Consider the following 12506-nt stretch of genomic DNA (forward strand, 5'->3'; position numbering starts at 1 on the left):
CGATAGATCCATTATCAGTTAAATCATAAGACCACTTGCCTTGCGTCAAGTGGCCTGCTGCAGATAGCCCATCTTGCGCAAGGCCCGCGCAAGCGCTTCGACGCGTTCTTGGGCCTGGTCCTCAGGGGTACTGGCAAAGCCGATCAGTAGCGCCGGTGGCAAGACATGCTCCAGGCAGTAGTCACTCAGGGGATAGGTATGAATGCCATGCTGGCCGAGTTCCTTGGCGATGGCGTCGTCGTCAAGATGCGCGGGTAACCAGGCGATCAGGTGCATGCCGGCTTCCACCGGCGTGATCCTGAAGAAAGTGCCCAGCCGTTGCTGCAGTTGTTCGACCAGTGCTTGCTGGCGAGCTTGGTACAGCGCACGCATTCGACGAATATGACCGAGGAAGTGGCCCTCGCGCATGAAGTCCGCCGTGACGGCCTGTAGCAGTGTGGGCGGGCTGCGGTCCATGACCGCCCGCAGGGTGCAGAAGGGTTCGACCAAGGCGTTCGGCAGTATCACGTAACCCAGGCGCAGCGAGGGGAAGAGCACTTTGCTGAATGTCCCGGCGTAGATGACCCGGGCCCATTGGTCCATGGCATAGAGTGCCGGCAAGGGGCGGCCGTTGTAGCGAAATTCACTGTCGCAGTCGTCCTCGATGATCCAGCTTTGATTGCGCGCGGCCCAATCGATGAGCTCCTGGCGCCGCGCATAACTCATGGTGATGCCCAGCGGATGCTGACGCGAAGGTGTGGTAAACACCAGGCGGGCGTCAGGACATTGAGCCAGGCCTTGCTGGATATCGATCCCCTGTTCGTCGATACGCAACGGCACGACCAGCCCCCCTTGGGCCTGGAGCGCAATTCGCGCCGCGATATGCCCGGGATCCTCCATCCAGAAGCTGTCCTGCGGATTGAGCAACAGCATGCCCAGCAGGTTGAAGGCTTGCTGGGCGCCGGAAACGATGACCACCTGTTCGGCAGTGCAGTCGATGCCCCGGGCATCGAAGACGTATTCGGCAATCGCCTCGCGCAGGGCCAGCAACCCTTGCAGTTCGCCATAGCCGAGCATGGCCTTGGTTGGCTTATGCAGGTGGCGATTCATCAGCCGCTTCCAGACCGATTGCGGGAACGCATCGTACGCACTGTGGCTGGGCAGGAACGAGGTCGGGCTGCCGGTGGCCCAGTCCGCATAGGAAACGCCGCGGAAATGATCGCTGCGCAATGACAGCATGGACTGGCTCAGGTCGGACAGGCGAGGAGGCTGGCGCTTGTGCTCATCGTCATCGATACCGCGGCTTTCCCATTCATGGCCGACATAAGTCCCGGCCCCGGTGCGCGACGTCAGAAAACCTTCGGCAATCAGTTGATCGAACGCATTGAGAATGCTGATTCGCGACAGCTGCAGTTCTTTGCTCAAGGTCCGGGTGGACGGCAGACGTACGCCTCCCTGAATCCTGCCACTGAGAATCTGTTTGCGAATCTGCAAGTAGAGTTGGCGGTACAAGGGGATGGAGCTGGCACGGTCCAGCTCGATACCTGACAACAGTAAACCTGCGGAGGATTTCATTTTTGGTTCGTCTGGATGGAGTGAGTCTGGCCTGAATGGCTGTCAGGCACCCGGGGGCGAAAGGGTATCGAGCGGTACTGGATATGTCATCCGGTCCGCTTCTTCGACGAGCACTGGCGAATAGAATCCAACCGCCGCCCGGCACTAACGTATCTTGTCATGGTCAATAAACCCCGCACGACCCTCAGCGGTCGAACTGCCCGGAACCGACCGGCCCCGCATCGGTAATTTGATCAAGGACAGTGAAAGCATGCTCGCCGCCATATAATCAGCAACCGCCTGCATCTGGTTCCGTGAGTCGGGACTCGCCCTACGTTTAACCCCTCAACCCCATTCGAAGATTTAACCCATGTACCTACGCAAAATTGCAGTTGGGCTGTCGGCCCTTGTTTTGCTCTCGACCGGGGTGCAAGCCCGCAGTCTGCTGGACTTCCTCAAGCCGCCCACCGCGCATCATGAACAAGCTTCCCGCTCGGGTTCGATCAGCCAGAGCGCGGCCCTGGATCTCTATTCAAGCAAACAGAAACAGGCATCGTTCGACGGCTGCGCAGATTTGTTCCCGGCAGCGAAACCGATCAATACGGCCACTGTGCCTGCAACCATGAAGCCCCTGGCTTTGTGTTCCGACAACTTCGCGGTGCTGTACTCGCAAACCAGCAAGACCCCGCTGGTTGTGGTCGAACGCCTGAACGCGGCCCAGTTGCAGGATGCCAAAGGGGAGGAGCGCACCAACCAGTTCTATCCGGACCCACGCATTCCCAAGGGTGGGCGCGCTGAGTTGAGCGACTACCGCAGCCAGCATCCGGCCGTGGACCGTGGCCATCAATCCCCGGCAGCCGATGCACCGAACCCCAATGCAATGGCCCAATCCTTTGCGCTGTCGAACATGGTGCCGCAAGACCCGACCAACAACCGCAAGATCTGGAGCAAGGTCGAGTCTGATGTCCGAAAGTTTGCCAAGCGCGCCGATGGCAACGTGTTTGTCTTTACCGGCCCGCTGTTTGACCCTGGCCACTCCACCATTGGCGACAACCAGGTGTGGGTGCCGACGCGCCTGTTCAAGCTGGTTTATGACGCATCGTCCAAACGTGCCTGGGCCTACGTACTGCCTAACGCTGAGACCCGAATCGAGAAGCCGATGGACTACGACACTTTCGTGAAGAGCACCGGGCTCAAATTGCTCGGGAACCTGCCCGTCACAGGTTCCGCAGGGCGCACCTGATGGCTGGATGAGCAGCACCCCAAAGGTTGGATGCAACCGTTGGGGTGTTTCATTGTCATGAACCACGCAAAAACAAGGTCAAGGAAATAAATTCAGCAAGAAGTAACAAATAGTAAAAATGAACTATACCCAATAGGGCAATCGCTCCTGACCCCGGGACATGATGCCTCTGAAGTCGGTCGTCCCAGGAACTTCAACGTCAAACAGACCGAGAGATTCTGGTTATGAACGCCTTGAAAATCGCTGCCAGCGATGCGGTACGAGTTTGCTTTCGTAATTCCCGTGAAATCGTCCGGCTCGACCAGACTGACTTTACCGATGTCGCTGTCGCCGTACTCTCGAAAGATGATTTGGCAGCAGGGGCGCTGGATGCCATCAAGCGTACCGGCTTCGACATCCCCATCTTCCTGGTGGCCTCTCAGGGCCGCAGCAATCGTTCCCTGGAGGTCTACAAACAACTGCAGGATGTGATTTTGCAGGTCAATGGCGTGTTCGACCTGTCCAGCAATAATGCCGAGTACTACGGCAATCAACTGGAGACCGCCGCCAAGGCCTATGAAGAAAGCCTGCTGCCACCGTTCTTCGATGCGCTCAAGCATTACACCGAATCGGCCAACGCGACTTTTGCCTGCCCCGGTCACCAGGGCGGCCAGTTCTTTCGCAAGCACCCGGCGGGTCGGCAGTTTTTCGACTTCTTCGGCGAGACGCTGTTTCGCGCCGACATGTGCAACGCCGACGTCAGGCTCGGCGATCTGCTGATCCACGAAGGCCCGGCGCTGCTGGCGCAAAAACATGCGGCCAAGGTGTTCAACGCCGACAAGACCTACTTCGTGCTCAACGGCACCTCGGCGTCGAACAAGGTGGTGACCAACGCCCTGTTGACCCCCGGCGACCTGGTGCTGTTCGACCGCAACAATCACAAGTCCAACCACCAGGGCGCGTTGTTGCAGGCCGGTGCGACACCGGTCTATCTGGAAACCGCGCGCAATCCCTACGGCTTCATTGGCGGCATCGACGCCCACTGTTTCGAAGAAGACTACCTGCGCCAGCTGATCGCCGAAGTCGCCCCGGACAAGGCGCAACTGCCACGGCCGTTTCGCCTGGCGATCATTCAACTGGGCACCTATGACGGTACCATTTACAACGCCCGGCAAGTGGTTGACCGCATCGGCAAGCTGTGTGACTACATCCTGTTCGACTCGGCGTGGGTCGGTTACGAACAGTTCATTGCGATGATGAAGGACTGCTCGCCCATGTTGCTCGATCTGGACGAGAACGACCCGGGCATCTTCGTCACCCAATCGGTGCACAAGCAACAGGCCGGTTTCTCCCAGGCCTCGCAAATCCACAAGAAAGACCGGCACATCAAGGGCCAGCCACGCTACTGCAATCACGCACGGCTGAATAACGCCTTCATGGCCCAGGCTTCAACGAGTCCGTTCTACCCGCTGTTCGCCTCGCTGGATGTCAACGCCCGCATCCACTCAGGCCGAAGTGGCCTGCGCCTGTGGGATGACTGCGTGAAGTTCGGCATCAATGCGCGCAAGTTGATCCTCGAAGCCTGCACCATGGTCCGCCCGTTCGTGCCGTACACCATTGAAGGGCGTGCGTGGGAGGACTATCCAACGGAAGAAATCGCCAGCGACATCCGCTTCTTCGAGTTCCATCCCAAGGACCGCTGGCACGCTTTTGCCGGCTACGCCGAGAAGCAGTACTTCATCGACCCGTGCAAGTTACTGTTCACCACGCCGGGCATCGACCCGGTGGACGGCAGCTACACCGACTTCGGCATTCACGCCGGCATCCTGGCCAACTTCCTGCGCGAGAACGGCATCGTCCCGGAAAAGTGCGACCTGAACTCGATCCTGTTCCTGCTCACACCGGCCGAAGACTGGGCGAAGATGAGCCACCTGGCGGCACAGATCGCCCGCTTCGAACGCTTCATCAGCGATGACGCGCCGATGAGCCGGGTGCTGCCGGCCATCTACGCTCAGCACCAGGAACGCTACCGCGACTACACCATCCGCCAGCTCTGCCAGGAAATGCACGACCTGTATCGCAGCCACAACGTGCAGCAATTGCAGAAGGACATGTTCCGCAAGGAACACTTCCCGAAAAAGGCCATGAACCCGCAGCAAGCGCAAATCGAGTACATCCGCGGCAACGTCGAACTGGTGCCCTTGGCGGATGTCGATGGTCGCATTGCGGCCGAGGGCGCGTTGCCTTACCCGCCGGGCGTCTTGTGCGTTGTACCCGGGGAGATCTGGGGTGGCGCCGTGCTCAAGTACTTCCTTGCATTGGAGGAGGGCATCAACCGCTTGCCTGGTTTCACGCCGGAGCTTCAGGGCGTTTACCTGAAGCAGGAAGGCGGTCGCACGCGGGCGTATGGCTATGTGATCAAGCAGTAAGGATCACCCTCGTACTCGATGGCAGGTGTCAAGTCGGCGGGCCCAGGGGTTAACTCTCTGAACAAGGCAAGGAGTTTGCGATGGCTGATTCAAGCAAGAAAATGGGCCTGATGGGGCTCACGACGCTGGTAACGGTCAACATGATGGGCTCGGGCATCATCATGTTGCCCACCAACATGGCTCAACTGGGTGCCGTCTCTTTGTTGTCGTGGATTTTCACGGCGATTGGTTCGATGGCCATCGCCTACTGCTTTGCCCAGTGTGGCGTCTTCTGCTCACGCTCCGGCGGTTTGTCCGCCTACACCGAAGAGGCCCATTCAAAGTCGGGTTTTTTCCTCTGTTCGTACCTGTACTTCCTGTCCCTGGCCATCGCCAACGTGGCCGTGGCCATTTCGGCAGTGGGCTACATGACGGCCTTCGTACCCTGGCTGGGCACGGGTGCGATTCCACTGTGCGTCGGTACGATCGCACTGATCTGGCTGACCACCTTCGCCAACTTCGGTGGACCGGGCATCACCGGCAAGATCGGTGCTTTCACGGTATGGGGCGTGATCATTCCGGTAGCCGGCCTGAGCATCATCGGCTGGTTCTGGTTCAAGCCCGATGTGCTGGCCGCCGCCTGGAACCCCAACAGCCTGGCGATCTCCGAAGCCATCAGCAAGGCGATCCCCCTGACCCTGTGGGCCTTCCTCGGCATGGAATCGGCGGCCCAGGCCACCGATGCCGTGGAAGACCCCAAGCGCAACGTGCCGTTGGCCTGCCTGTTCGGCACCCTGGGTGCCGCCGTGGTTTATGTGCTGTCGACCACCGTCATCCAGGGCATCATTCCCAACGCTGAGCTGGCCAAGTCCTCCGCACCCTTCGCGCTGGTCTATGCCACGATGTTCAGCCCGATGGTGGGCAATATCGTCATGGCCCTGGCGGTCATGGCCTGTGTCGGCTCGCTGCTGGGCTGGCAATTTACCCTGGCGCAAACCGCCAAGATGACGGCTGACCAGAACCTGTTCCTCAAGCTGTTCAGCAAGGTCAACACGATGAATGCGCCCGTCGTCGGCATGATTGTCTGCGGTGTGCTGCAGACCCTCATGGCCCTGTCGACCATCTCGCCCGACGCCGCCGCACAGTTCAGCAAACTGGTCAGCCTGGCAGCGGTCACCAACCTGATCCCTTATATAACTGCGATGACCGGCCTGCTGGTGATCATGCACAAGGCCGGGGTCTCGTCGTCCATCTACTCGCGTAACGTGGTGGTCTTGCTGATTGCAATGACGTACGCCTTGTACGCCCTGTATGCCTGCGGCAAGGACGCAGTGATGGGCGGCACCCTGGTGCTCGCTGTCGGCTACCTGCTTTATGGATTCCTCGCCAAACGCTTCACCGAAGCGCCACCCGCGAACCAGGCCAGGGCCGGCAATCCTCAGGCGTGACCACCAGGACTGCACAGACATCTGCATACGGGGAAACCGGACATGAACGTACCATTTGCCACAACCACCAGACTGCTGCTTGCCTTCGCACTCTTGACGCTGCCACTAGTGGCCGGCGCCAACACCCTTGAACGCGTGCGCAGCAGCCACACCTTTACTTTGGGCTACTTGCCTGACCTGGCGCCTTTCAGCAAGCAGGAAGGCGACAAGGCCAGCGGTTATGCCATCGACCTGTGCCTGAAAGTCGCCGACAAGCTCAAGAGCGAGCTGGGTCTGCCCGACCTGCAAGTGCGCTACCAGCCCGTCAGGATTTCGGACGAGGTCAACGCCGTGAGCCAGGGTAAAGTCGATATCCTCTGCACGCCGACACCGCCCACCCTGGAACGGCGCAAGATGATCAGTTACTCCATACCGATCTACACCGCCGGCCTCTCGGTCGTGGTGCGCAACGATGCTCGCGAATCGCTGCTCAATGTGCTCAATGGCAAGGTCGCCAATACCGGTCCGACCTGGCGTGCCAGCATCAACAACGGTCTGGCCAACCAAACCTACGCGACCCTGGAGGGGGGCGTGACCGAAGACTGGATTCGCGAACAGATGCGCCTGCTCAACGTGATTGCCTCGCTGGTGACCGTGGCCAATAACGACGAGGGCATCAAGCTGGTCGCCGAGGGCAAGGCCGATGCCTTCTTCTCCGAACGCATGCTGCTGCGCAACGAAGTGGCCAAGGAGGGTGCGGCCAAGAACCTGATGCTCCTGGACCGCATCTTCGAGTACTCGCCGGTGGCGATGATCGTGGAGCGCAACGACGAAGACTTCCGCTTGCTGGTCGATATGGCCCTGAGTGAAGCCTATTACTCGGGCGCCATAGAAAAGGCCTACGACCAGTATCTGGGCGGGACCAACGCTGTTATGAAAAAACTGTTCAGGGTGTATGCGTTGCCTTAGTGGCATCGTTGGCAACGGGCCGTCCGCCGATGTAATGCTACTGTAGGAGCAAGCTCGCTCCTACAGATGAGCAGCATCAATTGGCGAAGACCATGGCGAAGTAGCCGAGGACCGTCAGCAGGATTCCCGAGACTGCGAACGCTACCGGAAAACCGACCCACGGCACGTTGCTGCCGATTTCTGCCGCCGCTTCGAGGCACGGTCCGGAATGACTGCGGGCACCGGCCATGCCGCCCATCAGTACCGCCGGATTGATCTTCATCAAGTGATAGCCGACCACCCAGACGGCAAACGGCGGCAGCATGCAGGCGACGAAGCCCACCAGGAATATCTGCACGGCCAGCGTACCCGTCAGTTGGGCGAGGAGGGTGGCACCGGCATTGATCCCGACAATCGCCACGAACACCAGCAGGCCCATGTCCTCAAGGATGTTACGCGCCGCGTTCGGCGTATTGCCGAAGAAACGCAGGCGCGAGGACAGTGACGAGACGATGATGCCCGACACCATCAGGCCGCCAGCGCTTCCCAGGCCGACAGAAGCGCCAAAGGCGGGGAACTGGATCAGACCGATCAGCAGCCCCAGGGTCATCCCGGCGAACAACGTTAACAAGTCGGTCATGCTACTGGGGCGGGCGATGACGCCAAACAACTCGCCCGCACGTTGCACGGCGCTGGACAGACCGGTGACGAACAGCACATCGCGGCGTTGCAACCGGGTCTGCGGCCCTACCGGTAGCGGTACGCCGCCGCGCTGGATGCGAGTCAACTGAAGCTGCCCGGCCAGGTCCAGTCCGCGGAACTCCTTGAGCGGCTTGCCGATGACAGCTTTTTCGGTCACCAGGATCTCCGCGTGGTCCAGGGGGACGGCGAGCGCCTTGGCGTCATCGACCTCCGGGCCGATCAGACCGATGTTGGTGGTGAGGCCTGTACGTGTGCTGCCAAGGGTAATCACATCCCCCAACTGCAATTGGATATCCGGATCTGCCCCTATCGACTCGTCACCGTGATGCACATTGACGATGCGATATTCGGGGAAGCGAGCGAGAAATTCACGGATATTGAGGCCTGCAGTCGTGGGATTTTCCAGGCGGTAAGCGCGCAATCCGAAGGCCTTGTCGGCGGTCAGGCCGTCGTCCTCCAGATCATGCATCCCATGCTGTTCCTCATAACGACGGGCTGCCGCCTTTGCATCGACACCCCACCAGCGCGGCATGTATTTGCACATCAGTACGATGCCGATGGTGCCCCAGATGTAAGTGATGCCATAGGACAGGGTAATCATCGCCGACACTCCCTCGACCGTGTCGCCCGGTGCGAGGTGGACGGCACCCGAGGCAACCGCCTGTTCAGCCGAGCCGATGGCCGAGGACATGGTCGTGGCCCCGGCGAGGATTCCGCCGGCCGCGCCGGTCGGCAAGTTGAAAAGACGCGTGCCCAAGACCACCACGGCCAGACTGACCAAACTGCAAATGACCGCAAGGACGGTGAACTTCAGCCCGTCATCCTTCAGGCTATTGAGGAAGGAGGGACCGACCCGCAAACCGACCCCGTACATGAACAGGTAGTAGAAGAGGTTCATGGTGAACGCGTCGAGCTTGAAGGTGATGCCATAGAGGGAGGCGGCAATGGCGACGCCACTGCCAACCACTATGGCGCCTCCGACGGTACCCAACCCATAACCCTTGATGGTGAAGCGGCCAATCAGCACCGCCAGGCTCACTACCAGGAACAGCAACATGTAAGGGTTGGCATTGAGAAACGAGAAGAGTGCCTGCACGGGTTGATTCCCCTTTTTCGCTACGTTAATGCCTGATGTCAGGAAAGACTCAGGCAGTAGCGTAGCGTGTGAATCCGGGGAGGTTGACCCGCAACACCTTTGCGATAGAACAGTACCGGGCCCAGGACAGGCTTGTTTGGTGTTTCAGGCGGACGCACTCACTCCTAAGCCTTTCTCCCGCGACGCAACGTCATGCAGGGAAATCCTTGAAGTCTCCGGCAATGCCAGCCCACCCGCCAGCGCGAGCAATGCAACCGCGATCAGATAGAACGCTGGTGACAGGTTGCTGCCGGTGGTGCTGATCAGCCACGTAGCCACCAACGGTGCCGTGCCGCCGAAAAGGGTGTACGCCATGTTGTAGGTGATCGCCGAGGCGGTGTATCGGGTACGGGTAGGGAAGGTTTCCGAGAGCAAGGCCGCCGTCACCACGCCACACAACACCGCGCCAATCGCCAGGAGCATGACGCCGACGATGGACGCTGCGAACGAGCCGGAGCTGGCCATCAGGAACGATGGATACACGCTCACAATCAACAGCGCACAGGCTGTCATCACCGTCATTCGACGGCCGACCCGGTCCGAGTACAGCCCGGCCAGCGGGCAGATCGCCGCAGCGAACAGCAATGCAATCAGCGACACCAGCAACGCTGTGGCGCGACTCAGGCCACCCGCGACTTGCAAGTAAGTCGCGAAATAGGTGGTGAACATATAAAACGACAGTGCTGTGAGTGACACAAAAGCGCCCAGACAGCAGATAGCCGCACCATGGTTGCGCAAGGTTTCCTTGAGTGGGGAGTGTGCGACTGCACGTTCCTGGGTCACCGCCTGGAATGCCGGTGTCTCATCGAGCTTGCAGCGCAAGTAAAGACCCACCAGGCCCAGGGGCGCGGCAATCAGGAACGGCAGGCGCCAGCCCCAACTGCCCATTGCTTCGGCCGACAATGACGCCTCGAGTGCATAGGCCACCACAGCCGCCGCGGCGAAGGCGGAAAATGTCGACACCGGAAGGAAGCTGCCGTACCAGGCGCGTTTGTCACTCGGTGCATGCTCCATCAGGTAGGCACAGGCACCGGCGTATTCACCCCCGGCGGAAAAGCCCTGGGCGCAACGGATCAGGGACAGAAGAATCGGCGCCATGACTCCGATCGCCGCATAAGTGGGCAGCAGACCGATCAAGGTTGTCGCCCCGGCCATCAGCAGAATGGTCATCGCCAGGGTTCGTTTGCGGCCGATCCTGTCGCCCAGCATGCCGAAGAAAATCCCGCCAAGGGGCCGAAACGCAAAGGCCACGGCGAATACCGCAAAGGTCTTGAGCAACGCGGCACTGGCATCGCCACTGGGGAAAAATTGTTGGGCGATGGTCGTGGCCAGAAAGCCATAGACGGCGAAGTCGAACCACTCGACGAAATTGCCGATGCCGGCAGCCACAATCACTTTTCTCAGCGTTCTTGGGCTGACTTGTTCCATAGTTGCGCTCGTCATGCTTGACCTCGATACTTCGTAAGTAAGCTATCGATTATCGGGGCAGACACCGGGGCGGCTCACTTCAAAAGTGTCATCCACATAGCCAGCACCGACTTCATTGCGTTGAACGAGGCATGAATCGCGCCAGATTGGCCGAGGGTGAGCAAAGGGCGGTGTTTTTCGCGTATTTGTAAAGCGTTGGCGGTATTGTCGGTCGCCAGGACTTGATCGATTTAGAAGGGATGAAGATGACATTGACTGTCGAAAGCCTGGTCAGGATCGCAATGGCCAATCCAGTAAACGCAGAGCTTGCTGATCGCTTGCCTGAGCTCGGTTTGAACCAGTGCATGCTCACGGCCGGTTGCCTGTTCCAGGCCGCCTGGAATCATCAGTCACAGCGAGCGGCAGGGTGGGGAGTGAAGGATTACGACGTCTTTTACTTCGATGATGATCTGTCGTGGGAAGCCGAGAATGAGGTCATCCAGTCCGCTCAGCGTCTGTTCAACCACCTCGACGTGAACATTGAGGTCAGGAATCAGGCTCGCGTTCATCTGTGGTACAGCCAGCGGTTCGGCGGGGATTATCCTCAGCTTCAGTCGGCTAGAGACGGGATTGATCGCTACCTGATTGCCGGTACCTGCATGGGTCTGGATGTTGAAACGGGCGAGGTCTATGCACCCAACGGCCTGGCCGACACAGAGCACGGGTTACTTAGAATCAATCCAAGGAATCCCAGGCCAGACTTGTTCGACCAGAAGGCGAAAAGTTATCAGGCTCGCTGGCCTTGGCTCAGGATCGTAGAGCTCCAAAGTTGAATGGGAGCGAGGGGAGTTTACCGATGAAGCAACTTATTGGAGATGAAAGCCAATTGCTGCCTGCCACTACGGCCTGTAAACGAAGCAGCCCTTGGCGAAGGGCTGCTTGGACTGTGGATTCGACACAACAGATTTTGTGTAAGCAGGATCTCGGTCAAACCGGCGCCAGCAGCACCTTGGGTGCTGCATTTGAGGCTTGAGGTCGTACAACAGATCAGCTGTTGGTGCGGTCGGCTGCCTTGGCTTTGCTTTCAGCTACAGCGGCTTCAGCCTTCTGTTTCTGGGCAACCTGGTAGGTTTCCATCGAGACTTTGCGGGCCGACTCCATGCGTGCGAAGGTCCGGTCACCGCCACCTGTGGCCATTGCCAGAGAAGAAGCGGTCAGAGTGGCGGCTACGAAGAGAACTTTCATGGATTTCATTTGGGTATCCTCAAGTGAGACTTTATTAACAGTTAAAGCGGGATTCATTGGCTAGCGCTGAACGTCCTTGTTCAACCTGGAATTACCAGCCAGCCAGGGCGGCGTTTCCTGTTTTCCAGGTGCCTTGCTCCATGTGCGCTTCGGTGTCTCTGTTTTTGGCCCAGGTGGTGAGCAGTACCATCATCCCGAACCCAGCGACGATGAGCACCGGATAGGCTGCCAGCAACTCCACCAGCGAGTACTTCCAGGCCAGCGGACGACCAACGCCCAGCATGGCGGCATAGAACCACGACACGCCAGAGAACGCCCCCGAGAACAGCGCCAGCATGCGCAGGCTGAAGGAGAGTTTCAGTAACGAACCGGCTTTTTTCAGCGCCGGCAATACAGCGCGATGCAACACGAAGCCGTTAACGGTCAACAGCACAACGATGCCGATTTTGGCTTGCAATTTTGGATTGAGGAAATACTCC

The 12506-nt window shown here is 59.2% G+C and carries 9 protein-coding genes and 1 pseudogene; 5 read left to right on the forward strand and 5 right to left on the reverse strand.

All coding sequences use genetic code 11. The annotated features are described in order from the left end of the window. Window positions 1-45: 45 nt before the first annotated feature. Complete coding sequence (pdxR, locus tag AC1D19_RS19945; protein ID WP_477764265.1) at window positions 46-1554, reverse strand: MocR-like pyridoxine biosynthesis transcription factor PdxR; 1509 nt, start codon at window positions 1552-1554, stop codon at window positions 46-48. A 349-nt stretch (window positions 1555-1903) separates the two neighbouring features. Here pdxR and AC1D19_RS19950 point away from each other — a divergent pair, with 349 nt between their 5' ends. The 4 genes from AC1D19_RS19950 (at window position 1904) to AC1D19_RS19965 (ending at window position 7559) form a co-directional block, all read left to right on the forward strand. After that, window positions 1904-2776, forward strand: a complete 873-nt coding sequence (locus AC1D19_RS19950) for a DNA/RNA non-specific endonuclease (RefSeq protein ID WP_477764266.1) — start codon at window positions 1904-1906, stop codon at window positions 2774-2776. Between the two features lie 224 nt (window positions 2777-3000). Continuing rightward, window positions 3001-5184, forward strand: a complete 2184-nt coding sequence (speF, locus tag AC1D19_RS19955) for an ornithine decarboxylase SpeF (protein ID WP_477764267.1) — start codon at window positions 3001-3003, stop codon at window positions 5182-5184. Between the two features lie 80 nt (window positions 5185-5264). Further along, on the forward strand, window positions 5265-6611 hold the full coding sequence (gene potE / locus AC1D19_RS19960; protein WP_477764268.1) for a putrescine-ornithine antiporter: 1347 nt from the start codon (window positions 5265-5267) through the stop codon (window positions 6609-6611). A gap of 42 nt (window positions 6612-6653) precedes the next feature. Continuing rightward, a complete protein-coding gene (locus tag AC1D19_RS19965) occupies window positions 6654-7559 on the forward strand; it encodes an amino acid ABC transporter substrate-binding protein (RefSeq protein WP_477764269.1) in 906 nt (301 codons plus the stop codon). 76 nt (window positions 7560-7635) lie between these two features. Here the strand turns inward: AC1D19_RS19965 and AC1D19_RS19970 are convergent, their stop codons facing one another. Continuing rightward, a complete protein-coding gene (locus AC1D19_RS19970) occupies window positions 7636-9336 on the reverse strand; it encodes an aspartate:alanine exchanger family transporter (protein ID WP_477764270.1) in 1701 nt (566 codons plus the stop codon). A gap of 144 nt (window positions 9337-9480) precedes the next feature. After that, window positions 9481-10818, reverse strand: coding sequence for an MFS transporter (locus AC1D19_RS19975; protein WP_477764271.1), 1338 nt, complete (start codon window positions 10816-10818; stop codon window positions 9481-9483). Between the two features lie 230 nt (window positions 10819-11048). Between AC1D19_RS19975 and AC1D19_RS19980 the strand changes: the two genes are divergently transcribed. Next, window positions 11049-11615, forward strand: a complete 567-nt coding sequence (locus AC1D19_RS19980; protein ID WP_477764282.1) for a nucleotidyltransferase family protein — start codon at window positions 11049-11051, stop codon at window positions 11613-11615. 214 nt (window positions 11616-11829) lie between these two features. Here AC1D19_RS19980 and AC1D19_RS19985 read toward each other — a convergent pair whose 3' ends face one another. Together AC1D19_RS19985 and AC1D19_RS19990 are read right to left on the reverse strand one after the other, a co-directional pair. After that, window positions 11830-12036 carry a co-regulatory protein PtrA N-terminal domain-containing protein gene (locus AC1D19_RS19985; RefSeq protein WP_477764272.1) on the reverse strand — a complete coding sequence of 69 codons (207 nt, stop codon included), beginning with the start codon at window positions 12034-12036 and terminating at the stop codon, window positions 11830-11832. Between the two features lie 82 nt (window positions 12037-12118). Next, window positions 12119-12506 (reverse strand): annotated as a pseudogene (locus AC1D19_RS19990) (hypothetical protein); the annotation flags it as partial.

Source organism: Pseudomonas sp. P1_C12 (genome assembly GCF_056406435.1).